This is a genomic window from Mesorhizobium sp. P3_A2, from assembly GCF_056403115.1.
This window is the reverse complement of sequence record NZ_JBFUGC010000005.1, coordinates 99465-124135: the sequence shown is the minus strand read 5'-3', so window position 1 is coordinate 124135 and position 24671 is coordinate 99465. Positions and strand designations below refer to the sequence as shown.

The 24671-nt window shown below is 61.9% G+C and carries 21 protein-coding genes and 1 pseudogene; 8 read left to right on the top strand and 14 right to left on the bottom strand.

Annotated elements, in window-relative coordinates:
- Window positions 1-33 precede the first annotated feature (33 nt).
- From galU to AC1DXM_RS13470, 5 genes are all read right to left on the bottom strand, one after another.
- A complete protein-coding gene (gene galU / locus AC1DXM_RS13490; protein ID WP_477233493.1) occupies window positions 34-930 on the bottom strand; it encodes a UTP--glucose-1-phosphate uridylyltransferase GalU in 897 nt (298 codons plus the stop codon).
- A gap of 143 nt (window positions 931-1073) precedes the next feature.
- Window positions 1074-2024, bottom strand: coding sequence for a glycosyltransferase (locus tag AC1DXM_RS13485; RefSeq protein WP_312037241.1), 951 nt, complete (start codon window positions 2022-2024; stop codon window positions 1074-1076).
- The gene (locus tag AC1DXM_RS13480; protein WP_477233492.1) at window positions 2014-2964 is read right to left on the bottom strand and encodes a glycosyltransferase family 2 protein; all 951 of its coding nucleotides are present in this window, start codon (window positions 2962-2964) and stop codon (window positions 2014-2016) included. Before AC1DXM_RS13480 ends, AC1DXM_RS13485 begins: the two co-directional genes overlap by 11 nt.
- Window positions 2961-3959 (bottom strand): glycosyltransferase family 2 protein, encoded by a 999-nt coding sequence (locus tag AC1DXM_RS13475; protein WP_477233491.1) that lies wholly within the window; start codon window positions 3957-3959, stop codon window positions 2961-2963. The genes AC1DXM_RS13480 and AC1DXM_RS13475 overlap by 4 nt, the downstream gene beginning before the upstream one ends.
- Window positions 3960-4003: 44 nt before the next feature.
- Complete coding sequence (locus AC1DXM_RS13470) at window positions 4004-5173, bottom strand: glycosyltransferase (protein ID WP_477233490.1); 1170 nt, start codon at window positions 5171-5173, stop codon at window positions 4004-4006.
- Between the two features lie 482 nt (window positions 5174-5655).
- Here AC1DXM_RS13470 and AC1DXM_RS13465 point away from each other — a divergent pair, with 482 nt between their 5' ends.
- The 3 genes and pseudogenes from AC1DXM_RS13465 to AC1DXM_RS13455 all read left to right on the top strand — a co-directional run.
- A complete protein-coding gene (locus AC1DXM_RS13465) occupies window positions 5656-6945 on the top strand; it encodes a glycosyltransferase family 4 protein (protein ID WP_477233489.1) in 1290 nt (429 codons plus the stop codon).
- Between the two features lie 305 nt (window positions 6946-7250).
- A complete protein-coding gene (locus tag AC1DXM_RS13460; protein WP_477233488.1) occupies window positions 7251-8018 on the top strand; it encodes a family 16 glycosylhydrolase in 768 nt (255 codons plus the stop codon).
- Window positions 8019-8350: 332 nt separating this feature from the next.
- Window positions 8351-9400 (top strand): annotated as a pseudogene (locus AC1DXM_RS13455) (polysaccharide pyruvyl transferase family protein); the annotation flags it as partial.
- A gap of 225 nt (window positions 9401-9625) precedes the next feature.
- On the opposite strand, the gene AC1DXM_RS13450 reads toward AC1DXM_RS13455, so the two are convergent.
- From AC1DXM_RS13450 to AC1DXM_RS13410, 9 genes are all read right to left on the bottom strand, one after another.
- Window positions 9626-11089 carry a lipopolysaccharide biosynthesis protein gene (locus tag AC1DXM_RS13450; RefSeq protein ID WP_477233487.1) on the bottom strand — a complete coding sequence of 488 codons (1464 nt, stop codon included), beginning with the start codon at window positions 11087-11089 and terminating at the stop codon, window positions 9626-9628.
- Window positions 11086-12369 (bottom strand): glycosyltransferase, encoded by a 1284-nt coding sequence (locus AC1DXM_RS13445; protein ID WP_477233486.1) that lies wholly within the window; start codon window positions 12367-12369, stop codon window positions 11086-11088. Before AC1DXM_RS13445 ends, AC1DXM_RS13450 begins: the two co-directional genes overlap by 4 nt.
- Window positions 12370-12476: 107 nt before the next feature.
- On the bottom strand, window positions 12477-13718 hold the full coding sequence (locus AC1DXM_RS13440) for a glycosyltransferase (protein WP_477233485.1): 1242 nt from the start codon (window positions 13716-13718) through the stop codon (window positions 12477-12479).
- 237 nt (window positions 13719-13955) lie between these two features.
- Entirely contained in the window at window positions 13956-15035 is a 1080-nt protein-coding gene (locus AC1DXM_RS13435; RefSeq protein ID WP_352582270.1) for a glycosyltransferase, read from the bottom strand.
- Window positions 15036-15066: 31 nt separating this feature from the next.
- A complete protein-coding gene (locus AC1DXM_RS13430; protein ID WP_477233484.1) occupies window positions 15067-16398 on the bottom strand; it encodes a UDP-glucose dehydrogenase family protein in 1332 nt (443 codons plus the stop codon).
- 55 nt (window positions 16399-16453) lie between these two features.
- Complete coding sequence (gene exoK, locus AC1DXM_RS13425) at window positions 16454-17335, bottom strand: endo-1,3-1,4-beta-glycanase ExoK (RefSeq protein ID WP_477233483.1); 882 nt, start codon at window positions 17333-17335, stop codon at window positions 16454-16456.
- A 122-nt stretch (window positions 17336-17457) separates the two neighbouring features.
- Window positions 17458-17853, bottom strand: coding sequence for a hypothetical protein (locus AC1DXM_RS13420; protein WP_477233736.1), 396 nt, complete (start codon window positions 17851-17853; stop codon window positions 17458-17460).
- Between the two features lie 127 nt (window positions 17854-17980).
- A complete protein-coding gene (locus AC1DXM_RS13415; RefSeq protein ID WP_477233482.1) occupies window positions 17981-19003 on the bottom strand; it encodes a glycosyltransferase family 2 protein in 1023 nt (340 codons plus the stop codon).
- 145 nt (window positions 19004-19148) lie between these two features.
- On the bottom strand, window positions 19149-20276 hold the full coding sequence (locus tag AC1DXM_RS13410; protein ID WP_477233481.1) for a nucleotidyltransferase family protein: 1128 nt from the start codon (window positions 20274-20276) through the stop codon (window positions 19149-19151).
- A 497-nt stretch (window positions 20277-20773) separates the two neighbouring features.
- Between AC1DXM_RS13410 and AC1DXM_RS13405 the strand changes: the two genes are divergently transcribed.
- The 5 genes from AC1DXM_RS13405 (at window position 20774) to AC1DXM_RS13385 (ending at window position 24669) form a co-directional block, all read left to right on the top strand.
- Complete coding sequence (locus AC1DXM_RS13405; protein ID WP_023684233.1) at window positions 20774-20926, top strand: lasso RiPP family leader peptide-containing protein; 153 nt, start codon at window positions 20774-20776, stop codon at window positions 20924-20926.
- A gap of 176 nt (window positions 20927-21102) precedes the next feature.
- Window positions 21103-21372 carry a PqqD family protein gene (locus tag AC1DXM_RS13400; RefSeq protein ID WP_352582279.1) on the top strand — a complete coding sequence of 90 codons (270 nt, stop codon included), beginning with the start codon at window positions 21103-21105 and terminating at the stop codon, window positions 21370-21372.
- Window positions 21353-21772 (top strand): lasso peptide biosynthesis B2 protein, encoded by a 420-nt coding sequence (locus AC1DXM_RS13395; RefSeq protein WP_477233480.1) that lies wholly within the window; start codon window positions 21353-21355, stop codon window positions 21770-21772. The genes AC1DXM_RS13400 and AC1DXM_RS13395 overlap by 20 nt, the downstream gene beginning before the upstream one ends.
- Window positions 21773-21775: 3 nt before the next feature.
- Entirely contained in the window at window positions 21776-23695 is a 1920-nt protein-coding gene (locus tag AC1DXM_RS13390) for a lasso peptide isopeptide bond-forming cyclase (protein ID WP_477233479.1), read from the top strand.
- Entirely contained in the window at window positions 23692-24669 is a 978-nt protein-coding gene (locus tag AC1DXM_RS13385; protein ID WP_477233478.1) for a phosphoenolpyruvate carboxykinase (ATP), read from the top strand. Before AC1DXM_RS13390 ends, AC1DXM_RS13385 begins: the two co-directional genes overlap by 4 nt.
- The last annotated feature ends 2 nt before the right edge of the window (window positions 24670-24671 follow it).

Genomic DNA, 24671 nt, shown 5'->3' with positions numbered 1-24671 from the left:
CGTCCAAACGCATATGCCCTCGAAAGATGGGCATTATGCGGCCACTTCCTGACGCTCATGCGACCGCACGAACGCCTGCAGCATTTCCAGCACCGGACCCTTCATGTCGTCGCGCGCCAGCGCGAAGGCGATGGTGGCCTCGATGAAGCCTTCCTTGGAGCCGCAATCGAACATGCGGCCGTTGAAGGGCTGGGCATAGAAAGACTGGCTTTTCGCCAAGCGGACCATGGCGTCGGTGAGCTGGATTTCGTTGCCGGCGCCGCGCTGCTGATTGCCCAGCAGTGAGAATATCTCGGGCTGCAGGATGTAGCGGCCGTTGATATAATAGTTCGACGGCGCATTGGCCGGCGCCGGCTTTTCGACCATTGCCGTCACCTCGAAGCCGCTGCCGGCCTCAGTGCCACGGCCGACAATGCCATATTTGCTGGTCTCAGACGGGTCGCAGCGCTCGACGGCGATGACGTTGCCGCCGGTCTGGCGGTAGAGATCCATGGTTTCGGCGAGGCAACCGCGGCCGCCGAACGACACCATGTCGGGAAGCAGGAGCGCAAACGGCTCGTCGCCGATGACTTCGCGTGCGCACCACACGGCATGGCCGAGGCCCTGCGGCGACTGCTGGCGGATGAAGCTGGTGGCGCCGGCCACCGGCAGCATGCTTTCGAGCGCCTCCAGCTGGGTCTTCTTGCCGGTCTGCTCAAGCGTTCCGATCAGTTCAGGATGCAGGTCGAAATAGTCCTCGATGACAGCCTTGTTGCGGCCGGTGACGAACACAACGTGCTCGATACCGGCTTCGAAGGCCTCGTCTACCGCATATTGGACGACGGGCCGGTCGACCACGGGCAGCATTTCCTTGGGCATCGATTTGGTCGCCGGCAGGAACCGTGTTCCGAGCCCCGCCACCGGGATGACTGCCTTCCTGACTTTCTGCATCTGGTATTCCTTCTTGAGAGAAAAGATTTCTACCTATCGCCGGCCGATTCACTGTTGGAGCATGATCTCCGGACAAAACGGGAACCGTTTTGTCCGAGAAAACCGGTTCCCACTTTTCGGGATCATGCTCTGGCCCGCATGCTTCATCTCCCCGTCCCCACGGCAAACTGTGCCGCAACCCTCCGCAGCCGGACGGCGATCGGCATCGACATATGCCTGACAGCTGCCGGATCACTTAGCGCGGTGCGTATCGCCTTCAACGGCGAGCGCGCCTTGATGTGCTGGACCAGCGACAGGAACGATGCCGCCTTGCGCAGGCTGCGGGCGCGCCTGGCGAAGGCGGCCGCGGCAGCCGCGTCCATGGAATTGGTCTCAGCGAAGACCGCATCGGCCTTTCGCATCGCCTCGACATGGTGAAGTTCGAGCACACGCGAGATCGAGCCTGTGCGGATGTGGTAGATATAGCCGGTCGTCGGCTCGACCACGCATTTGCCGCCCTTGGCCAGTGCGTTGGCGAGCAGGATGTAATCCTCGCCGATGCTCAGATTTTCATCATAGCGGAGCCCGTTTTCGGTCAGGAAGCGGCGCTGGAAGATCGGCTTGAGATAGCCAAGATTGAACGTGGATTCGAAAACGATGTTGCCGGCGATGTAGTCGGCGAGCGTGATCTCACGCAGGCCTTCCAGATATTCGGCGGGAAACATCGTCGCTTCGGCAACGCCGTCCTCGCGCACCACCTGGAGGTTGTCGACGGCGATCACAGCGCCTGCCTTTTCCGCCCGCGCGATCATGGCGGAAAGCCGCCCGGGAAGGACGGCATCGTCGGAATCGAGCACCGCGACCCAGCGGCCGGAAGCCAGCTCGAGCCCGGCATTCCTGGCGCCGCCCGGTCCGCGGTTTGCGGGCAATGCGACGACGCGGACGGTGTCCTGCGGGTAGGCTCTTGCGACGTCGAGCGTGTTGTCGCGCGACTGGTCGTCGACGACGATGATTTCGACGCTCACATCGCGCTGGGCCATGGCGCTGACGATCGCCCGGTCAAGCGTGGCCGCGGCATTGTACGCGGCGATGACAAAGGAGACGTCAGGCTGCACGCTTGCCTCCTTGCTGTGGCGAAGGCAGGCCGTATTGGCGAATCTCGCTGATACCGACCAGGCCACTGACGACGCCGACATGCATGATGCCGCGCAGCACGCTGCGGTTGCGGCGAACCGGGCTGATCGCGGTGAGCGCCGCCATGCCGAAACAGTAGGCGGCCTTGGCCGAGGCAAGGCCGACGTCCTTCACGCGTCTGGCAGCACCGGCATTTTGGCCGATGAGGTGGCCATGTGTCTGGCCGAAGCGGAAGCGGCGGCGGCGCAGCCAGTCGAACGCGGCACGGGCGGAAGGCACTACTTCCTCGACCCAGGCTTCCGGTGCGAAGGCGATGCGGCCACCGTCCCTGACCATCCGATCGAAGAATTCAGTGTCCTCGCCGCCGCTTTGGCCGCGCGCCAGGCTAAAACGCCGGTCGCGCAGGCTGTCGGCGCCCATTCTGAGCAGCACGTTGCAGGTGTAGCCGGTGCGGATTTCGCCCTGCACCCAGACCGGCAAGGTCGAATGGAAATCGCCCTTGCGCATCCAGTCCGGCGCGTCCGCGCGGTAGAGCGCCCGCACCGGGCCGAGCACGGCCTCGGCGCCGCTCGTCTCGGCGGTGGCGACCAGCTCGGCAAGCCATTGCGCGGAGGCGGTCTCATCATCGTCGATGAAGGCGACAAAATCCGCCGTGCTGGTGTCAAGACAGGCGTTGCGGGCGACCGAGATGTTGCGTGCCGGGGCGTGCCGGTAGCGGACCACCAGCTTCAATTCCCGCGCCAGCTCGGTCACCAGCGCCTGTGCGGTCGGCTCGTCGTCATTGTCGGCAACGATGACGCCGATGCCGAAGCCGGCAGGCATGTTCATGGCAGCGAGCGAGCGCAGCGTTTCGGCCAGTTCCGGCCGGCGAAACGTGCAGACGCAGATGTCGATGCGGCGATCCCTGGCGGCCATGCTCATGACGCCACCTTGCGCTGCGATCGCGCCCCGAGCAGTTGCAGCCAAAACCCGACCGACCAGCCGAAATGCATGACCATCGCCGAAATGCCGGTCAGCACATTGTTGGGGTTGCGCTGGGCAATCGCGGTCCAGACGCCATAGCCGAGACAGACCGAGGCCCAGACCAGCAGCGGCACCGCCGCCAGCCAGTGGATGAAGGAAAATGCCGCGAGAAGAACGACCGGCGCCACCAGCAGCGGGATCATCTGCCGGACCTTCGGGATCATGCGGTGCTTGAGCACGTTCTTGGCGCGGCCGCGGCCATAGCCGAGATATTGGAAATACAGGCCCTTCAGCGAGGAACGCGGATAGTAGACCATCTGCGTCTTACCGCTCATCCAGATGCGGTAGCCGGCCTGGCGCAGCCGGTAGTCGAGCTCGGCATCCTCATTGTGGCTGAAGGTCTCGTCATAGCCGCCGACCGCGGTGAAGGCCGAGATCCGGATCAGCGCGTGATGGCCGTGGTCGACCCATTCGCCGGCCGAGAGGTGCCGGTGCTTGGAGCCGCCGGTGCCAAGCTTGGAATTCTGCGCCGCCGCGACTGCCTTCTGCACCGCGCCGCTGCCGCTGGTCAACATCGAGACGACGACCGAATCGGCTGATGTGGCCAGCGCCTCCTCGACCAGCCGGTCGCAATAATCGGCGGGATAGCCGCCATGGGCGTCGATGCGGATCAGATACTCGGCGCCGACGCCGTAGCTGGCGACGGCGAGGTTGATCGCGGCGCTCTGGATGCGCTTTGGGTTGTGCAGGAGGACGACCTGAGGGTCCTTGGCCGCAACTGCCTCGACAATGGCCAAAGTGCCGTCCGTGCTGCCGCCATCGGCAACGACGATGCAGGCGCCGAGCCTTGCAGCGACTGGCCTCAGTTGCTCGAGCAATGCACCGATATGCGTCGCCTCGTTCAGGCACGGGATAACGATCAGGCTTGGCGGAAGCGCTTTCGTTTGCGTCATCGGTGCCTTACCGCGCTCTGTATTTTTGTCATCGCCAATCATCCCTAAGCCAGTGCCTCGGTGACGAAGGAGCCGGGTGAAACCGCCAGGCCGCGCAGCCGGTCGACAAAGGCGCGGCAGTCGCTGCGATCGTAGCTCCAGGTTCGCGGATTGCGGGCCAACACGCGTGCCTTGGCCTTGCCGAAGCGCTCCTGGTCCATGCGGCCGAGCGCGGTTTCCAGCGTCTGCGGCGTGGCGTCGGACAGCAGGACGCCGATGTCCTGCTGGTTGAGGAAGCGCCCGGTCTCGGTGTTGCCCATCGAGATCGGCACGGCACCGAAGCGGCAGCCCTCATAGAGACGGTTGGGCAGCAGCCATTCCGAATTCTGCCCTTCCTCGAAAAAGTCGATGGCCCAGGAGAAATGCACTTCGCCGTAGATCGTCGCCATGTCTTCCGGGTTGCGGTAGGGGCCATGGAAAGAGAGATAGGGCTCGGCTTCGACAAACGCGTGAAAATCCGGGAATTCCGAGAGTGCCGGACGGCCCCGCAGGACCACCTCGAAGCGCCCTCCCTGGCGGCGGGTGAAATCGGCCAGCAGTTCCAGCGAGCGGCGGCAGCGCAGCGCGCCGAACCAGCCGATGCGCCACGGCGGCGCGACAGGGTTTTCGGCCTTCAAGCGATCGTCCGTGGAGACCGGCGCGGTTTCGAAATATTTGTTTTCGACCAACTCCACCGGAGCTGCGACTTGCCCGAACGGCTTGAAATAATTGGCGATGAAGGCCGGCGAGCTGGTCACCAGCAGCTTCACGTCGCGGGCGAGATAGCGCTCCGCGGTGCGCAGCGCCTTGCCCAGCATGTCGTTGCGCAGCACCAGGCGGTGGATGTCGAGGCATTCGTAGACGATCGGCACGCCCCGGAACGCCGCCTTGGCACGTCTGGCCAGCGCCAGCATTTCCAGATTGCGCGCAATGATGAGATCGGGCTTCGGCATCGCCCCAAGCTTCGAGCCTATCGACAGCGCCGCCTTGGCGACCGCCGCCATGCGCTGGCCGAATCGGCCGTCACGCGTCGCGCCAAGGTCGATCGGCTGCAGGCCCTCGACGTCGGGAACAGCATTTGTGGTCCGACGGAAGCCGGCCAATGTGACCCGCGCGCCGCCTGCCCTGAGCATTATGATCCGCCGGCGCACGGCCGGGTCGGAAACGTCGTGCACAAGGTACAAGACATGCAGCATGAAAACTCGACCACTATTGGCCCACCCAAAGGAATGCTAACGCAGCTTTTGCTGCATCGCAACATTTTTGGTGCACCGTAGCAAAATTAGCCGCCTCTACCGCGCCGCACAAATACATCGCCGGAAGGCGGCAGCGCAAAAAGTGGCTACACAGGTGAGCCGCAGAAAATGGTACGACATGCGGAGCCGGCAGTTTCGGGCAATTTTGCCCCCGTGCGCGGCAAAATCGCGATCCGATCACGCCGACCATCAAAATTCCGATGCCGGCGATCGTGGTAAACCAATTGCTAATATTGTGTTGCACCGCAACAAAAAATGATGTTGAATTCACCCTAGGGAAGTTGGGGTTTTGAATTGGCTAGGGGATCCGCGCTGCATTCTGCCGCAGTGCGGGATGATGAGCGCATGGCAGCTCAGCTGCACTTTTGAAATAGCTTGCGAAGACTCCTGATGCCAACTGTTTAAATACGGGTGGGTGCTGTATGGGCAAGTCTCTTCGTATTGCCGTCTATGACGACAAGTATCCGACCAGTTTCGTTACGCCACGAGCGTCCCGACATACGATCCTGCGACAGCGATTTCTGCCGTTTAACCTGATCTCTTCGAAGCTGGAAGGTGTGACGCTGATCGAACCTGCTCTGTCCGTTGACATGGTGCATGCGTTCAATCGGATACCTGTCAATTCCTCGAAGTACATCATGTCATTCGAATCCCATTTGCCGCGGCAGTTCGCGCTTCGCAAACGCGGACTTATGGCGCGTTACCTGGTCTCGCGGATCACGAACCCCGGCTGCCGCCGCATTATCGCCTTATCGCATTTTGCCCGCAGATGTTTTCTGGCCCAGCATGCCGGAAATCCGCAGCTGGACCTCCTGACCGCAAAGCTGATGGTTCGTCACCCGAATATCGTCGTGCCCGCGGTTGAGGATGCGATGTCCCAAGACACCGCAGCGGAACTGGTACTGACATTCGTCGGTGCCCATTTCGGCCGAAAGGGCGGATGTGTTGCGGTCAAAATCGCGGAAAAGGCGTTGGAGCAGAATTTGCCAATCCGGGTGAACATCGTTTCCAGTCTCCAGGTTGGTGGTCCCATATGGACGGACCCGACAGCTCCAGGGTTCTTCGACCCCTATCTCAAGCTGCTCGGACTGAAGAATGTCCAACATCACGGGGTGCTGCCAAACCAGGCGGTGCGAGAATTGCTGCGCAATTCGCATTTCGGCATCCTCGCCACGTTCGGCGATACGTTTGGGTACTCTGCACTGGAATCGATGTCCGAGCACACTCCGATTCTTGGGACGGGAGTCTGCGCTCTGCCGGAATTCCTGGAGGACGGCGTCAACGGGATTTCATTGCCAGTGAAGCTGAACGAGGTCGGTGATTGGTGGAACCCGGGATACGACTTCCGCGGCGACGCGAATTTTGCCCAATATTTCCGCGATGAAGTCGAGCGCCTTGCCTGCTTGGCGATTGACCGGTTGAAGACCTATATAGGCCACCCCGAACTGATGGCGCCGCTACGGCGCCAAGCCCGCAGGACGGCGGAAACCATGTTTGCGGCCGAACCCGCAGGTGCATTTCTCGATGCGCTTTACGATCGTGTTGCGCTGGAGCGCGCGACGGATCCGGCGCAACTCGATCCGGCTCTTGACGTTTCCTCTCCGCAATCCTTGCAGGCTGAAACCATTCCAATTGTATCATCGCCGCTCGTGCCGAACCGACAGAATGCGCTGGAGCAGCCCCGCCCCATCCGGACAGCCTCTGCGGCTTGAGCACCGGGCACCGCCGAAGGTTGCGGCAGCGGTTCCTTTGCCGTGGCGCATTGGCCCGTCGGTCAGAAGGGGCGGTTTGTTCCAGGAGAGTGGGGCAAAGGAGATCGCATTTGCTGCTTCGCAACATTTTTGATGCAGTGCGGCGAAAAGTTGCCATATCCTTGGTGCACGGCTCAATGATCAAGGCGGCGCGTAAGCTGCTATACGTCGAAGGGCTGCATCAAACGGCCGGCTTGAAGTCGCCGCCGAAAGGTTAAAGGCGCCAACGGAGGCCATGCATGAATTGCACACGCAGAAAACTTCTGGTGCTTCTGGCTGCCTCCACGGCAGTGCAATCGGTTGCTGGACAGGGGCTGGCGGAGAGCGTCGCGGCAGGAGCAGGGGACGCTGCCCTCGACAAGCTTCCCGACTGGTCGGCGGTCAAGCTCCAGCTCTGGAAATACACCAATCCCTTCGTGCCGTCGCAATGGAGCGAGCCCAAGCTCGGAGGCTATGACTGGAAGGCCGCGAACGTCAAAATCGTCGACGGCGCACTCCAGCTTAGTGTCAGCGAGAAAGCGTCCGCGCAGGTGATATCCGGCGGCAAATCCGATTCTTCTTCGGCAAGGTGGGAAGTGGACGTAACGCTCCCGACGATGAAGCCAGGGTTGATCGCAGCGCCGCTTTGGACATTCAACGACAAAGCCCATGAGGAAATCGATTTTGAGATCGTCGGCACGAACGGGTTGCAGCTCACCGTCTGGGCGGACGTCGACAACCAGCACAAGAGCGTTTGGGTAAAATGGATTCTGCTTGGGGATCTGTCGGGCAAGCGATACCGCCTTGGCATAGAGTATGAGGCCGGGAAACGCGTTGCCTTCTTCATCGACGGGAAGGAAGCTGCTGTCGTCACGCCGGCTGACACCACTGGCGGCGCCTTTCCGAACCAGCCCATGAAGCCATATTTCGACCTTTGGGTTGCGGCAGGCGCTGTCATGGACACACGCTGGGCCGGCAAATGGGAGCCAATGGCAGCCTCGGACAGATTGGTCATGACCCTTCACGGTTACAGGCGAAGCGATATCGGCCCGTGAAGTCAAGAAACCGGCAGCGAAAGCTGCTTATGTCGAATATCGAGCAGATGGTTGGGTCGTGCCGGTGCGACTTGATGCTGCATCGCAACATTTTTGGTGCGCCGTAGCAATAGGCGGACGTTTTTTTGTTGCAGCGCAAAATTGATCAGCTAATCTCGGACCTGCTTGAGTGCCGCTCGGGCCGTGCGTTGGCCACCAGCCCGGTGCAACGCCCTAAATCGTGACGCGGACCGCATCGGGATTGTCCTGGCGTGCAGCATTTTCGGTCACTACGCCCGTCTTGAGCACCGCGGGCCCTGCCGCGGGACCTGCTGACGAAATGAGGTAATTCCATGAAGATCGTCGTCGAAAACACAGTCTGCCTGAATACCGGAGATGCGGCGATTCTGCTGGCGATCCGCCACATTCTCAAGACGATCGTGCCGGGCAATTTGCGGTTCGCCGTGTTCGACAGCCAGCCCGAGGTTGCAGAAAGGCTCTATCCGAAGAAGGATTATCCGGACCTCGAATTTCACAAGCTGCTGTCGGAGTCCCTGTTCCGATACAAGAATGGCAGCGGGCTGAAGGATCGGTTCAAGCCGATCTACAATCGGCTCGTTCTCCAGGCTTTGCGCTGGTTTGGCACCAGCGCGCTTGGCACTTTTTTCAGCCAGGGCGACCGGCGCGGTCTCGACATTTACGCCGACGCGGACATGGTGGTCACGACAGGGGGAACCTATCTCGTCGAGAACTACAATCTCGAACGACGCCTCAATCAGTTCCGGCTTGATGCCATATTTGGCAAGGATCCGGTCTTCTTCACGCAGTCCCTCGGCCCGTTCAACAAAAGTTACAACCGCCAGGAGCTTGGCCCGATCTTTGACCGCAGCCCGCTCATCCTGCTGCGCGATGAACGGTCGCGGACCCATATCCAGGATCTGGTGAAGGATCTCGGCAAGTGCCACGTGGTGGCCGATGCCGTATTCGCCCTGGCCGATACCGACAGGATCGGCAAGTCACTCGCTTCCAGCCAGTCGCCGGCGCCGGCTGGCCGTGTCGGCATTTCCGTACGCCACTGGAACTACGTCAGCGATGGCGAAGGCGGCATGCGCCGCTATCTCGATTCGATCCGCGAGATCGCCACAATTCTTGTCAGGGACCTTGGCAAGGAGGTGACCTTTGTCTCCACGTGTCAGGGCGTGCCGGAATATGCCCATGACGATTCCAAGACCGCGCGGGCGATCGTCGCGGAGCTCGATCCTGAGATCGCCAGGCATGTGACCGTCGACGCAGAGTTCCACACGCCGGACCAGTTGATGGCGCTGGTGAAGGGCTTCGACTTCGTCGTCGCGACGCGCATGCACATGATGATCATGTCGCTTTGCGTCGGCACGCCGGTGCTGCCGATCGCCTATGAGTTCAAGACCAAGGAAGTGGCCAAGCGCATAGGCGTCGACGATGTGCTGCTCGACATCGACACCGTGACGCCCGCAGAGGCGCGCGAAAAGCTCGGCCGGTTTGCGGGAAATCTCGACCGCTATCGCAAGACAAGCCTTCAGGCCGTGCTTGAGGAACACGCTTCGGCTATGTCGGCCACAAACCTGCTGGCGTCGCTGATCGGTAGTCGCTCAGCGGATGTTGCGCGCGGCGTTGGACAGGGTGGTGAACAAAGCGCGTCGCGACTGCGGGACGGCAAGCATGAAAACGAGACCGATGCCGTAGTTGAGGGCAAGCGCCAGAAAGACCGCGAGCAGGTCTGACTGGCCGGTCAGCGACGCTGGCAACCACAGGTACAAGAACCAGGCAAGCAGGGACGAGGCGATGAAAAGCCCCTGCATGAGCAGGAAGTCGGTGGCTGTCACCGGACCGACGCGATGGACCAGTACCGCGAGCACCGGAACGCGCAGCACGTAACCGCTGATGGCATAGGCCGCGGCAACGCCGACGGCGCCCCAGTGCAGGCCGACGACGAAGGCAGCGACGGTCGTCAGCGACGAGTAGATGCCCCAGTGGAACATGGTCTTCGTCTTGCCCTGACAGATGAATATCCACCCCGTCGTGCTTGAAACGGACTGGACCAGGCTGGCGATGCCAAGCCAGGCAAAGATCGGCGCGACCGGTGCCCAGCCCGCACCGAAGAGAAGTCCGACGATCTGATCGGAGGTCAGCGTCAACGCGGCGATGCCCGGCATGGTAACGGCCGCCAGCATCCAGTTGGTGCGCACATAGATATCGCGAAAGCGCGCCTTGTCGTCGTGGATGCGGCTGAGCAGCGGCACCATCACCCGCGTCAGCGGCTGGTTGATGTTCTGCAGCGGGAACAGCAAGAGCTTGTAGGCGCGGTCGTAATAGCCGAGCTCGATCGCGCCGGAATATTTTCCGATGAGAATGTTGTCGAGATTGCGCGAGAAGAAGTTGGCGAGGTTGAAGCCGGTCAGGTTGGCGCCGAACGACAATATGTCGGCGTCGACTTTCAGGTCCGGCCGCAACGGCGTCCATCGCGCCACCCGCCAGGCGGCGGCCAGGGCGACAACCGCCGAAACCGCCGGACCGATGACCAGCGACCAGTAGCCGAGCCCCGCATAGGCCGCGATCGCGGCGGCCAGAAGTCCGGCGGCGGCGCTTATCACGTCGTTCAGTGCGAGCTGGCCGAACTGCAGGTGGCGATTCATCAACGCCAGCGGCACCGCGGCCAGACTGCCGAGAAGCAGCGGCAGGGCGGAGCCAAGAGTGATGCCGGTCATCCGTTGATCGCCATAGAACGCGGCGATGGCAGGCGCCAGGCCGACGACCACCACGGCACTGCCCAGCCCGACGAGCGCGCTGATCCAGAACACCTGGTTGAGCTGCTGGTTGGTGATGTCCTTGCGCTGAACCACAGCCTGCTGCAGGCCCAGATTCTGAAGCAGTCCGACAAAGGCCACGATCGGCCCGACGGAAGCCACCAGACCGAAATCCTCGGGAACGAGCAGACGGGCGAGCACGATGACGGAGAGAAACTGGATCGCCATCTTGAAGCCCTGGGCGCCGATGGTAACCAGCCCGCCGCGCAGGGCGACACGACCGAACTGGGGGGGTGGATTGGCGTTCATGCAAGCGACCTCGTTTCGCCAAGCTGCATGGCGATTTCCACGAAATGTTGGTTCAGCAGATCGGAGTTGAATTCCGCCTCGATCTTCTTGCGCGCAGCGAGGGCGATCTCTTCACACGGCTTCGGGTTCTCAGCGATCCAGGCAAGTTTCCCGGTCAGCGCCGCAACGTCCCGCTCAGGCACGAGAAAGCCTGTCTTGTGATCATCGATCAGTTCGGGAATCCCGGAATGATATGTGCTGACCACTGTCAGGCCGGCGGCCATCGCTTCCATCAGCGAAACCGGAATGCCTTCCAGATCGCCATCGCGCGCGCCGACGCTGGGCAGCAGGAACACATGCGCATCGCGCAGACGCTGCTTGACTTCGCTGTGCGGGCGGGACCCAAGAAAACTCACCCTGTCGGCAATGCCGAGATTTGTAGCGATCGCCTTCAACTCCTCAAGAAGTTCGCCGCCGCCGATCACCGAATAGACCCAGTCGCGGCGCGGCAGGCCGGCAAGCGCGCGAAGCGCATATTCGATGCCCTTCTTTTCGGTCAGGCGGCAGACCGAGATGAAAGAGAGCGTGGCCTGCTCCCACGAGCGCCATTGGTAGTCGATCTCATTTGGCCGCACCCCCATATGATGAACCACAACCTGCTCGGGCGATGCACCGACCTCAATCAAGGCATCGCGGAAAAATGCGTTTACCGGCAGTTGAAGAACGCCCTTTTCGAACACGATTTTGTAGCGCGCGAGCGTATTGTCATGCAGCGGCTCGCCGACATCGCGGCCGTGAAATATCGTCACCAGGGGAGCGGAAATCCTGCCGCGCTTGATGGCGCGCGCCACACGCATGCCGTTGTTGCCAAAGTGGGCGACGATGACGTCGGCGCCCTGCAATTTTCGCGCGTGAGCAATGTCGATGGCCGTCGAGAGCTTGTCCCAGAACCTGCCGGACCACTTCCTGAGCAGCGGGCGATAGCGACCCAGACCGCCCCACCAGCATACGACCTTTCCTGGCAGCGCCTGCCAGCGCGGATCGTCGATATTGCGGTCCTTGCCGAAGGACGTCTCGTTGCAAACCACACCGACTTCCATGCCGCGCTCAAGGCACCCGGCTATCTGGTCGAGAACGAAAGTCTCGGACAATGAGGGAAACTTGTCGACTACGAAGCAAATCTTCATCGGCAGGATGCGCCCGTGCGGGGAGCTGGTGTGCCCCTGACGACAGCCGGGCGGAAAACGTCGTGCGCGAGGCACAAGACATGCAGCATGAAATTCGACCGCTGTTTGGCCCACCCGCGCAGACGTTAGTACAGGTCTTGCTGCACTGCAACATTTTTGGTGCAGCGTAGCAAGATTCCCTCGATTTGGCGTCTCTGCCGATCAATCGCTCAAGGGCGGTGTCAGCCGGCAGACGAAGGATCCGCCCAGCCCTCGGCAACACCGACATGCCTGGCAGGTTCAGGTGCAAAGCCTTGCGCGGCCAGTTGGATAACGATCTGCGCAAAACGTTCGTTCAGTGCATCTGCGTTGAAGTCCTCCTCGACCTTGCGGCGTGCGGCAAGCGCGATACGCTCGCATTCCGCCGGATGCTCCGCGGCCCAGGCAAGCTTGCCGGCAAGCAGTGAAACGTCTCGCTCGGGCGCAAGCAACCCTGTCTCACGATCCTCGATGAGCTCCGGGATTCCGGAATGATACGTGCTCACTGCAATCAACCCGGCGGCCATCGCTTCCATGAGCGCGACCGGAATGCCTTCCATGTCGCCATCACTGGCGGTGATACTCGGCAGCAAGAAGAGATGCGCCTTGCGAAGCCGCTGTTTCACCTCCGCGTGAGGGAGACTGCCGAGGAATGTTACGCGCCCGGTCAAGCCCAGTTCCAGCGCCAGCTTCTCCAGATCCATCCGCAGTGGGCCATCGCCGATAATGTCGTAGCGCCAGTCTATCTCAGGATGGGAGGCCTTGAGGGAAGCCAGGGCGCGCAAGGCGAACTCGACGCCTTTCTTTTCGACCAGGCGGCAAACCGTCGTCACGACCAATTGGGTGCCTTCCCACGATTCCCAGCGATAGCCGATTTCGAGGGAATCAATTCCCATATGATGAACCGTCGTGCTCGACTGGGACAGGCCGGCCTCCAGCAACATCGTGCGGAAGTAATCGTTGACGGGCAGGTTCAGGGTCCCATGCTTGATCAGTCCAGCGTATTGCGTCGAGAGCACTGCCTGCCGCGCCGGGATCGCCACGTCCGCGCCGTGAAAGATGGTTATGACCGGTGGTTTGAGAACCTTCCATTTCTTCAGCGCGGCTGCTCTCTCGCCGTTCTGTCCGAAGTGAGCGACAATCACGTCACAGCGGTTCAGGCGGCGTGCAAAAACAGCATCAAGAGCGGTCGAAGCCTTGTATCGCAGGCGCGGCGGCAGCCGCCGTACGAATTCGCTAAGTCCAGCGGCCCATCGCCACCAATGTTGAGTTCTGGCGACCAGCGTCGCCATCGGCTCGCTCTGCCGGTCGATTCGGTCGTCACCTTTCGTCCTGTCGCATATGACCTCCACGTCGAAGCCCCGCGCCAGCAGCCCAGCCATCTGGTCTGCGACGAAGGTTTCCGAAAGGAGGGGGAATTCGCCGACAACAAAGCCCACGCGCATGACCCGCCCATAAGGTTGGGGCTTGCCCGGACCCCCAAGCGGTCCATATCGCACAAGCCCTAATGTAGACAGGCAGAATACACGTTGATTGTTGCGGTGCCACAAAAATATTGCACTGCAGCAATCAAAAGTGATCAGGAAGCATCGGCACGCGACACCTGGAACTGGCTCATGGAGCCTTGCGCGACTGCCATCGCCCGGCGCCGCAGCGTGTCAGATGAATTCCAGCGCGACGCGTTAGGCTGCGCGCTCCAGGCCGAGACGCCTTGCGCTGTCGAGCACGCCCATGAACGTGGCAAACTGACGGTCCGGGTTCATTTGCGGCCGCTCCGAAAACTGACGTGCTGCCGCTGACAGCCGCTTGTACTCGGCCTCATCGCTCCACAGCCGTCTGACCGCTGCGACCCAGTCGGCGAGCGGGGCATCGTAGTCCAGCACCACGCCACCGGAGCCGATCGCTTCCGGCAGCCCGCCGCGCCGCGAGCCGACCACAGGAATGCCGCTGCAATGCGCTTCCGACGCCACCCGGCCCCAGGCCTCTTCCCATTTGCTGGGCGCAAGCAGGATTTTCGTGCGGCCGTAGACCGTCTTCATGTCGCTGGTGCGGCCTTCCAGCTTGACGTTTCGGAGGGGAGAGATTGTTGCTTCGATCCGGGCTCGATGATCGTCGTCGAGCTTCCAGCTTTCGACGAACAGGAACGGGATCTCGGGACAGGCGGCGGCAATGCGCACCGCAAGATCGAAGCCTTTTTCCTCATAGGGATTGATGAGGGTGACAAATTCACCGGTCGTCGGTGTGCTGTAGAACGCGGGATTGATGGTCGGCGGAATGACCGTCGAATCGATATCGAATTTTGCCTTGTAGGTACGCGCCGTGAACTCGGAATTGGCAATATAGAGCGCTGAATGCAGTTCGCGCAGATCACCGGCCAGTTCGTGGAATTCGACGTTCCTGAGGTAGACGACGACAGGCACGCCTTTGGCCTGCAGCGCCTTGCCGATCGGAACCGAATTGTGGCACTGCACGACCGCGACATCCGGCCTCAACTTTTCGACGGCGAAGCCGGCCGCCTCCCAGGGAAACCACGCCCGCACCACCGGATAGCCCGGGAAATTGTCGATGACCGCGCGCTGACGAAGGAGCTTCATCTTGGCGCGCGCCCTGAAGCCGAACATGCCGTCGCCGAACAGCGCTGCCAGCACGGATGCCTCGTGACCGTTCTCACGCAATTGCTCGACCAGGTGGTGGGTGCTCGACTGAACGCCGCCGCTGAATTGCGGCGTGTAGCCGGTGCCGCCTGCAAACAGAACTTTCATGAACCTGGCTCCTCGTTGTGCCGCCCTGCCCTCACGCGGCCATCCTGCCGATCGAGAAATACTCGATGCCGTGGCGGGCGATGACCTTGGGATCGTAGAGGTTGCGGCCGTCGAAGATGACCGGCGTGGTCAGCGCATCCTTGACCGCGTCGAAGGACGGGGCGCGGAAACTCTTCCACTCGGTGGCGATCAAAAGCGCGTCGGCGCCGCGCAGTGCCGCCTCCTTGGTGCCGCACAACAGAAGATCGTCGCGCAGGCCGTAGATGGCCTGGCATTCCTGCATCGCCTCGGGATCATAGGCTTGCACCTTGGCGCCGGCCTTCCACAGCGCTTCCATCAGGACGCGTGCCGGCGCCTCGCGCATGTCGTCGGTGTTGGGCTTGAAGGCGAGGCCCCAGAGCGCGAAGGTCTTGCCTTTGAGGCTACCCTTGAAATAGCGGTGGACCTTGTCGAACAGAACGGATTTCTGCTCGTTGTTGCGCTCCTCGACGGCGCGCAGCAGCTTGGCGTCGAACTTGACGCCTTCGGCGGTCTTGATCAGCGCGCGGACATCCTTGGGGAAGCACGAGCCGCCATAGCCGAGGCCAGGATAGATGAAGTGGTAGCCAATGCGCGGGTCCGAGCCGATGCCCTTGCGCACCTCCTCGATGTCGGCGCCGAGCTGCTCGGCCAGATTGGCCATCTCGTTCATGAAGGAGATCTTGGTCGCCAGCATGCAATTGGCGGCGTACTTCGTGAATTCGGCGCTGCGCACGTCCATCACGATCATCTTCTCGTGGTTGCGGTTGAACGGCGCATAAAGCTCGCGCATCACCGCCTCGGTGTCCTCGCTGTTGGTACCGACGATGATGCGGTCGGGCTTCATGCAGTCGGAGACGGCGGAGCCTTCCTTGAGGAATTCCGGATTGGAGGCGACGTCGAAAGCCAGATCCTGGCGGCCGCGCGCCTTCAGCGTCTCGGCGATTTTGGCCTTGACCTTCTCGCAGGTCCCGACCGGCACTGTCGACTTGCCGACCACGATCTTGGGGCTGTCCATCTCGCGGCCGATGGTCTCGGCCACCGCCAGCACATATTTGAGGTCGGCCGACCCGTCCTCGCCGGGTGGCGTGCCGACCGCGATCATCTGGATTTCGCCATGCTTGACGGCGGCGACGGCATCGGTGGTGAATTTGATGCGGCCGGCGGCGTGGTTCTCCTTGACCAGGGCCTCCAGTCCGGGCTCGAAAATCGGCACGAAGCCCTGGTTGAGCCGTTCGACTTTCTTTTCGTCGACATCGACGCACACCACCTGGTGCCCGACTTCCGCCAACACCGCGGCCTGCACGAGACCGACATAGCCAATTCCAAAGACCGTCAAATTCATTCGGGTTAATTCCTGTTCATGCCCTTTGGCCTGATACGGCCGAGCCGGTTCAGATCTACTTTATGCTGCTTACACTACATGCCAGCGATTCCGGAAACTGGCACGGCTGGCCGAGCGCGGTGAAGGCGACGCGTTGCACCTGCATCGACACCCGGCGGCCGGGATCCGAAAAAGCGCCCATCCAGTTGGTCAGCGTGTCGCTGCCCCACAGGCTGAAGAATATCTTCTGCGAATGGGTCGGCAGTTGCTCGGGATTGGTCACTTCCTGGACCAGCTTGCCGTTGACGTACCAGCGCAGCCGGTCCTTTTCCCAGATGAAGGCATAGTCGTTGAAGCCCTTGTCGGTGCCACCTTCGACCTCGGCCAGCTTCTCGTTCTTGGGTTTGCCGGCGATGTAGCTGTTGACCTGCACCTTGGAGGTGTCCTTGGTCAGGACCTCGAAGTCGATCTCGTACCAGGGCTGTTTGTCGGCGGGGCCGATATAGGTGAAGAACGCGGCGTTGAGGCCGGAACCGGTGTCCGTCTTCATCCGCGCTTCATAGGTTCCGTAGCCAAAGCGCTGCTTGGTCTGGATCTCGGCGCAGGCGAACTCGCGATCCTTCAATTTGCGCTTTTCGAAGCCGAGCGTCAGCATGTCGTCGGAAAGTTTGACCAGGCTTTTCGACCAGGTGCAGTTCTGGTGGTTGCCGTTCGACCAGCCGTCGGAGACAAACCAGCGCGATCGATCGAAACTCTTGAAATCGTCGACGAAGGACGGTGCGCTTTTCATCTCCGGCGAGGCGTCCTGGGCACGGGAGGGCTGCGCGGCGCCGAACAGAGCTGCGGCTGCCGCCAGCAGAAGCGCACCAACGGACAGAAGACGCAACGGCCAATTTGGCTGCGCCGAAATCATGGCATCGACTGCCACGATAGGGGTCGTCTTCGGATCTACGTTCATATCAATTCACCTTTGTGCTGTTCCGCCCCAACCCAAAGTCACCGACTGGCCCACATCCCAACGGGCCGATCCCGATCCTCCGTCCCCTCGAACTTTCTCGTTTGTGCCTCGTATGACCGGCTTCAGCCGGAGCGGCCTGCGGATTTGACGTATTCGGCCTGAGAATCAGGACCCAGGGCATTCTCGTTGACAATCGCGTCGAGTGAATGACGCAGTTCCTTCATCCGGCTGGTCTGGCGCACCAATTCGGCGATGCGCTGTTCGCAGTTCAGGATCGATTTCGTCAACTCGCCGACCTCAGACATCCTGCTTGCCGACGCCGAGCCATTCTCCATCGACTCGACCAGGAAGGCCGCGTTGGTGGACTTCGAACGATAGCGATTCTCCAGCCCGGTTTTCTCAGCCGCGATCTCGGCCGTGATCTGATCCAGCAACTTTGCCAGACGGTCGAAACGCGCCAGATCGGTCTGCTTGTCCCGGGCCGGGTCCCTGGACCTGAAGCCGAAAATTGAAGCCATCCGGTTGGCCTTCCAAAATTGCTGCACCGCAACATACAGTGCCATCGTCGGGACGCGGAGGCAACCTCCGAGTTTCAGAAAGGCAATTTTTTCAGCTTCCGTGCTCGTTGCCGCGCACTGGAGAGGCCTACTTGTTCGGGGCCGTGCTGGTCCCCGCCATCAAGTACCGCAAGGGCGGCACTGGCTGCTGTCTCGGTGATAGACCGACGTGACGAAACAACGCATCGAGCTTGTCCGAGGCCACGCCGCGAACGATGGGAATGAGGTTCGACTGGCTGGCCAGCGCATAGGCGGCAGCCGACGCCATGCCGCGCTCGGCCTTCACATCGAGGAAATTGCGCAGCCGGTATTTGTCGCGCACGTGCCGCTCGTGCTTGCGCAGCACGGCCTTGGAGCCTTCCGGCAGGCTGTCGATCCTGAGAAGCGCAAGATCGGCATCGGCCAGACGCTTCAGATCCTGCGTCTTGTGCCGGCCGCTCAGCGAATCGGCGCGCACGATCGCGCCGTAGCCGCAGGACCGGATGACCTTGAACCGCGCGCCGAGGGCAAAGGCACGGGCATAGAGTTCGTAATCTTCGCCCAGACGAAGGTTTTCATCGTAGCGCAGCTCATGCCTGTCGAGGAAAGCCCTTGATATCACCGGCTTGAGAAAGCCGAGCTCGCCGCGCTGGACGCGCCGGCTGGAGATGTTGCCTTCGATGAAACGCTCGAAGTCGAGGAACTCCGGATCCGCCGAAAAGGCCGGGGCGACGATCTTGGAAACATCGGTCGCCGTATCGTCGCGGATCAGCATGATGTTGTCGGCGGCAAAATCCCAGTCAGTGCTGGCAAACAGCTGGCGGAACCGGCCCTCGAGGAAGAAGTCGTCGGCGTCGAGAATGCTGAGAAAGGGCGATTTCGAGCCGGCAATGGCGGCATTGCGGGCAAAGGACGGTCCGCGATTGACGTCGAGGCGGATGACCGACAGCCGGCCGCTGCCATCATCGGCGGCAGTGGCGACTTTTGCGGTGTCGTCGGTGGAGGCATCGTCGACGACGACGACTTCCGCCACCTCCGGCTCGCGCAGCGCAGACGCAATGGCCGCCGGAATAGTCCGGGCCGCGTTGCGGGCCGCGATGATCACGCAGACCTGGGGTACTGTCATGGACATAGGGTGGCCTTTCGATTGCATAAATTGTTGCGAGGCCCCTCGCCCTTCCGGCGCGCGGCGCCGGATCCCGATCCATCCTCCCGTGATCCATCGCCAGCGAATCGGGACGGAACTTTCTCTGCCTGCTGTCTGACGACCCTCATCATCACCGGCCTTCCGGTCGCTCAAAGATCCGCCGGCTGAGGTCGGCGGACGCGGCCCAGCCGGCTTCGGTCAAATAGCGGACAGGTTCGCGGCCGCATAGTTCCCACAAAACGGTGCGCCGCTGCGGCCATCTCAGCGACGACAGCCACGGCGCGATAACCATGTGGAACAGGTCTTCATTGCCGATGCGTGACAGGATCCTGGTGGCCCGATCCGAGAGCAGCGTGCCGGCGCCGCCAAGCAGCACGTCGGCGGCGCGCAAGCCCAGGAGCAGCGTGTCGGCCAGCCCCTGCTCGGCCGCGTAGTCGAGCACATTCTGCTGCTCGGCCTCGCTCAGGCGGCTGGCCGCGGCCCTGATGTCGCAGACATAGCCCGCGCATGGCTCGCGGTTGAACAGCGCCTTGGCGACGCTGATGCAGGACAAGAGCAAGGTGTCGGAAGCCGAGATGAAAGGTACGCTGGAGCCGGCGATCGCAAGTGCGCGCTTGCGGCGCAGAAAGCCGTCCGTGTCGCGTGGGCTTGGCGATCCCGGCTGCTGCAGCCGGTAGTGGAGATCGACGGTGGACAATTTCGGACCCTGGCTGCGAACCATATGCTGTTCGCCCAAAAACCGCACCCACCAGACGGAGCGGGACTTGCCGGCGACCTCGTAGCCGATCGAGCGCAGCGCATCGCGGGCTTTGAAGAAGCCGGCTGGCGACACCAATATGTCGACATCGCCGGACGGCTTCATGAAATGGTCGCCATAGAGCAGTTGCTGCTGGAACGGTCCCTTCAGGAAGACGAAATCGATCTTGCTGTCGCGCAGCGCCTTGTCGATGGCCATCGAATCCATGATGCCGGACGAGTTCATCGCGATCGTGCGCCGGCGGTAGGTGTCGAGCCACTCGAGCAGCCCAGGCGGGGTCTCGCCCACGGGTGGGCGCGACAGCGCCTTCAGTACAAAGGTCGCGACCTTGTTCAGCCGCGCGATGTCGCAGACATCGGCAACGGAGATGGCCGGTGCAGGTGCTGCGCTGGCGCTCGCCTCCGGGTTGAAGAACAGCCGCAGGCACGCCTGCACATAGGCCACTTCGTCGGCGCAGCCGGCGGCGCGCAACCTCTCGAAGGTCCCTTCCTGCAAGGCCATATGCTGCAGCATCTCCGCAAAAAATTTGTGAGGGGCGTTATATTGCAAGTGCGAAGCAAAGCATCGTCAAATTCAGCTGCCGCGTCCAGTTTTTCCTTCGGGACCAGTTTTACCACAACCATAGCGTTTAGCGGCACAATTGTGCAACGCAGCACAGGCGCCACCGGAATCGGATCCGCCGACGGCACGCCTGCAGCAACTTCCGTGCGACTTCGCTCGAGCCTAAAACGCGGGGCATTCCAAGTGGAAAATTTAGTATAATTAAATCATATGCTTAATTAATGGCCACGGATACATTGTTGAATTCACCTGGAATGCGCGGCTAAAGTGCAGATGCAAGCGTTTTGATCACCATTGACGGCAGCCGCAACCGAGAATTGATTAACGGCAGGTAAATCAGACTTGACTCATAAATGCTGCCATGCAGCTATTGCGGTGCAGCAATAGATCGCTGCCGGCAATCGACAGGCCGCTTCCAGTCCGTATTGGAGAGTAAAATGGAACAGAATGTTGAAAAGCATGAGTACGAAACCCCAAGCCTGACGGTCCACGGCTCGATCGAGACCATCACGCAAGGCGGTAGCGGTACCACGGCACTCGACGCCTCGTTTCCGGCACATACGCCGGTCGGCGAACTCACCTTCTCCTGAGACTCTTCTCGTTGGGGTGACAAAGTCCGGACTCTGAAAACAGAGCGCACTAAGGAGAGTCGGGGCTCAGGCCCCGGCTCTTGTGCCTTGTCCGGAATTGCCGAAGCGTTGGTGTAGTGAGCAGTGCCGTATGAGCGAGGTTTAGGATGGACTGGAACCCCTCGGAGCATGATCGGGTGAGCGCGAGCAAGGATGCGGTTGCCTGCGAATTCGGCAACGGCCTGGCGCTGCTCGATATGCGGTCCAACATCTATTACAGCCTGAACAGCGTCGGGGCCTACATTTGGGAACTGATCCAGGAGCCGAAGCCGATTGTGGAAATCCGCAGCGCCGTGCTCGAACGCTACAATGTCGAGCCCGAACGCTGCAAAGCCGATGTCGACGGATTGTTGAAAGGCCTGGCGGACGCCGGGCTTGCGAGGCTCCATGATGAGGAACTTGTCTAGAGTTTTCTCGCTGAGCGGGCCGGAGATGCTCTTCCTCGCCCACTGCCTTGCGGTGGTTGCAGCGGTGAGACTGGGGCTGACGCTGCTTTCCTACAACAGAGTTCGCAGCATAGTGACGCGGCTCGACGCTAGCGAGCCGGCCGGCATCGGCGATCTAAGGCGCGTCGCCTGGGGCGTCGCGGCCGCGGCGCGGCTGGTGCCGGGCGCAAGCTGCCTCACCCAGGCGCTTTCCGGCCAGTATTTGCTTGCCCGCCAGGGCAACGCTTCGAAGATCCGCATCGGCATCGAGCGCGATACCGGCACTGAGTTGAAGGCGCATGCCTGGCTGGTGAGCGGCGACCACATCGTTCTTGGCGGCTCGCTTGGCAGGTTTACCCATCTCGTCGATCACGGCCAGTGACCGATGAGCGGCGTCGCCGGAATTCTGCTCAGGCAGGAAGGCAAGCCGGCCGCTGCGGCTGACATCCAGCGCATGCTTGCCCGCATGCAGCATCGCGCGCCTGACGGCAGTTCGTGGTGGATGGACGCAAGCGTCGTTCTTGGCCACGCCTGGCTCAACACCACCGATGAAGCCGGCCCCGGCCCGCTGACGATGGCCGGCGGCAAGCTCGCGATCACCGCCGACTGCCGGCTGGACAATCGCGACGAATTGCTGGCCAGGCTCGGCATCAGGGACAGTTCGGTCGCTGACGCCGTGCTGTTGATGCGCGCCTATCTGCGCTGGGGCGAAGCCTGCCCCGAACATCTGCAGGGCGACTTCGCCTTCGCCCTCTGGGATGGCGAGCGCCGGCAGCTGTTTTGCGTGCGCGACCATTTCGGCGTCAAACCCTTCTACTACCATTCGAGCGACCGGTGCTTCGTCTTTGCCTCGGAGATCGGGCCGATCCTCGATGTCGGCGGCGTCGACATGCGCATCCGCGAACACCAGATTTCCGGATTTCTCGCTGGGCTGCCCGACGATCCGCAGTCAACAGCCTACGCCGACATTTTCCGCCTGCCGGCGCGCCACAGCCTGACCGTGACCGGCAATCAGGTAGTGTTGCGCCGCTACTGGCAGATCGAGCCATCACCAAGGCCGATGCGGGCGGACGCGGCCGAGGAATTCCGCCATCTGTTTTCGCAATCGGTGCGCAACCGCATGCGCGGCACGCCGGCGGTCGGCGCGATGCTGAGCGGAGGGCTCGATTCCTCCTCGATCGCTTGCGTGGCCGGCCTGCAGAATGCGGCGCAGCGAAAGCCGAGGCTGCCGACCTTCTCGCTGGTGTTCGAAAAGGGTTCGCCGATGGACGAGCGGCCTTTCATCGAGGCGGTGCTGGCACAGCAGAAGGTCGACGGGACCCTGATTTCCGTCGGCAACTATGCGCCCTTCGCCGAGTTCGAGCGCATCCTGGAAGAGCAGGAAGAAACGTTCCTGGCGCCTGGCCTGTCGCTGACACGCGACATCTACAGAACCGCCGGCGCCAAGGGCATGAAGGTGCTGCTGGACGGCCATGGCGGCGACGAGGTGGTTTCGCAGGGCCACGGCCATCTGCACGAACTCGCCGATGCCGGCAAATGGATGGAGCTTTGGCGCGAGCTGCGCAGCGCTTCCAACACTTATGGCGACAGCATGCTCGGCCTCTATTATCAATTCCTCACCCTTTACGGGCCGGCCTGGCGCATCGCCAAAGTCAAACGGTTCGCCAACCGCGCGCTGAGCAAATTGCGACGCCGTCCCACGGGGCGGCCAGCGACAAGCTGGCGCGGCCTGATCAATCCGGATCTGGCGATGCGGACGGACCTCGTCGAGCGGTTTCGCCGGGCCGGCTACATGCCGCCCGCGGTCAGCGCCAGTGAGACCTTGACCCATCGCTGGCTGCTGTCGAACGGGATGGTGCCGCACGCCTTCGAGGTTCTCGACAAGGCCGCGGCGAATTTCGGCGTCGAGCCGCGCTACCCCTTCTGGGACAAGCCGCTGGTCGAGTTCTGCCTGGCGCTGCCCGGTGCGGAGAAACTCAACCAGGGCTTTGGCCGTTCGGTGCTGCGGCGCGCCATGGAAGGAATTCTGCCGCCGGCGGTGCAGTGGCGGCGCGACAAGATCGATTTCACCTCCAATTTGGTCAAAGGCATGCTCGGCAATCACCGCGATCTCCTCGACAAGGTGCTGGTGGCGGATGCGGCGCTGATTGCCCCTTACGTCAACCTGCCCGAAGTGACCGCCGCCTACGGCCGCATCTCGCGGCAACCGGACGAAGCCACCTTGCCCGATGTCCAGTATGTCTGGCGCTCGATCGCGCTGTCGCTGTGGCTAAGGCAGGTGCAACTGCGCGAGAGCCACGCATGATGCCGGTCAACATGCCACTCACCACCGATCCGAACCGCGAGGCCGGTCATCCCAAGGCTCGCGCGCGACATTTCTACAAGGCTTATGGCCTGACGATCGCTTCGCAGATCGAGCTGCCCGAGCTGGAGCCGAGCGCACCAGCTCCTGCCGACGTCCTAATCACGGTCGGCCCAATCGACTCGCCAAAACCTTCGCCCCAGACCGGAACTGCTTTCCGCTTCGAGCGGCGGCAGCAATATCTGGCATGGCAGACCGTCGGCGCCTTCCTGATCACCGATGCCTGCCGCATCGAGGTCGAGCCGGCGCCTGATGTCGACGATACGCTGCTGGCGTTTCCGCTGCTCGGCCCGGTCATGGCGCTGCTCCTGCACCAGCGCGGCCTGCTCATCCTGCATGCCAGCGCTATTGCCGTCGGCGGCAAGAGCGCTGTTTTCATGGGCGACAAAGGCGCCGGCAAATCGACGACGGCAAGCGCTATGATCGGCGCCGGACATCGCTTGCTGACCGACGATGTCGTAGCACTCGATCTCACCGAACAGCCGATGATCGTTCCGGGCTTTCCGCAGTTGAAGCTCGCCGCGGATGCCGCCGCCGCGTTTCCCATCCGGCAAGCAGAGATACGCCCGCAGGTGCATGCGGCGATCGACAAGGTGCAGCATCGCCTGCGTGGCGGATTTTCAAGCGAGATGGTGCCGGCAACGCGGATCTACATCCTCGAGCGCGGCGAAAAGGCAGCGATTACGCCGCTGCCGAACAGGGGCGCCCTGCCGGCTATCATCAAATTCTCCTATGTGACGCGGTTCGGCCGCCCGGCCCTGGTCGGCGATTTTGCCACGACGCATCTTCGCCAGTGCGCAGCCCTCGCCAGCCAGATCGGCGTCTGCCGCCTCGAAGTGCCGACCGGGCTCGACCGTATCGGCGAGGCCGTCGCCCTGATCGAAAACGATCTGGCCGCCGACAACGGACCGCGGTGAGC

Coding starts and splice junctions, on each gene's coding strand:
- galU (WP_477233493.1), bottom strand. CDS start 930: ATGCAGAAAGTCAGGAAGGCAGTCATCCCGGTGGCGGGGCTCGGAACA.
- AC1DXM_RS13440 (WP_477233485.1), bottom strand. CDS start 13,718: ATGCGCGTGGGCTTTGTTGTCGGCGAATTCCCCCTCCTTTCGGAAACC.
- AC1DXM_RS13470 (WP_477233490.1), bottom strand. CDS start 5,173: ATGCTGCATGTCTTGTACCTTGTGCACGACGTTTCCGACCCGGCCGTG.
- AC1DXM_RS13385 (WP_477233478.1), top strand. CDS start 23,692: ATGATGCCGGTCAACATGCCACTCACCACCGATCCGAACCGCGAGGCC.
- AC1DXM_RS13480 (WP_477233492.1), bottom strand. CDS start 2,964: ATGAGCATGGCCGCCAGGGATCGCCGCATCGACATCTGCGTCTGCACG.
- AC1DXM_RS13415 (WP_477233482.1), bottom strand. CDS start 19,003: ATGTCCATGACAGTACCCCAGGTCTGCGTGATCATCGCGGCCCGCAAC.
- AC1DXM_RS13410 (WP_477233481.1), bottom strand. CDS start 20,276: ATGGCCTTGCAGGAAGGGACCTTCGAGAGGTTGCGCGCCGCCGGCTGC.
- AC1DXM_RS13430 (WP_477233484.1), bottom strand. CDS start 16,398: ATGAATTTGACGGTCTTTGGAATTGGCTATGTCGGTCTCGTGCAGGCC.
- AC1DXM_RS13390 (WP_477233479.1), top strand. CDS start 21,776: ATGAGCGGCGTCGCCGGAATTCTGCTCAGGCAGGAAGGCAAGCCGGCC.
- AC1DXM_RS13475 (WP_477233491.1), bottom strand. CDS start 3,959: ATGACGCAAACGAAAGCGCTTCCGCCAAGCCTGATCGTTATCCCGTGC.
- AC1DXM_RS13405 (WP_023684233.1), top strand. CDS start 20,774: ATGGAACAGAATGTTGAAAAGCATGAGTACGAAACCCCAAGCCTGACG.
- AC1DXM_RS13435 (WP_352582270.1), bottom strand. CDS start 15,035: ATGAAAGTTCTGTTTGCAGGCGGCACCGGCTACACGCCGCAATTCAGC.
- exoK (WP_477233483.1), bottom strand. CDS start 17,335: ATGAACGTAGATCCGAAGACGACCCCTATCGTGGCAGTCGATGCCATG.
- AC1DXM_RS13420 (WP_477233736.1), bottom strand. CDS start 17,853: ATGGCTTCAATTTTCGGCTTCAGGTCCAGGGACCCGGCCCGGGACAAG.
- AC1DXM_RS13465 (WP_477233489.1), top strand. CDS start 5,656: ATGGGCAAGTCTCTTCGTATTGCCGTCTATGACGACAAGTATCCGACC.
- AC1DXM_RS13395 (WP_477233480.1), top strand. CDS start 21,353: ATGATGAGGAACTTGTCTAGAGTTTTCTCGCTGAGCGGGCCGGAGATG.
- AC1DXM_RS13450 (WP_477233487.1), bottom strand. CDS start 11,089: ATGAACGCCAATCCACCCCCCCAGTTCGGTCGTGTCGCCCTGCGCGGC.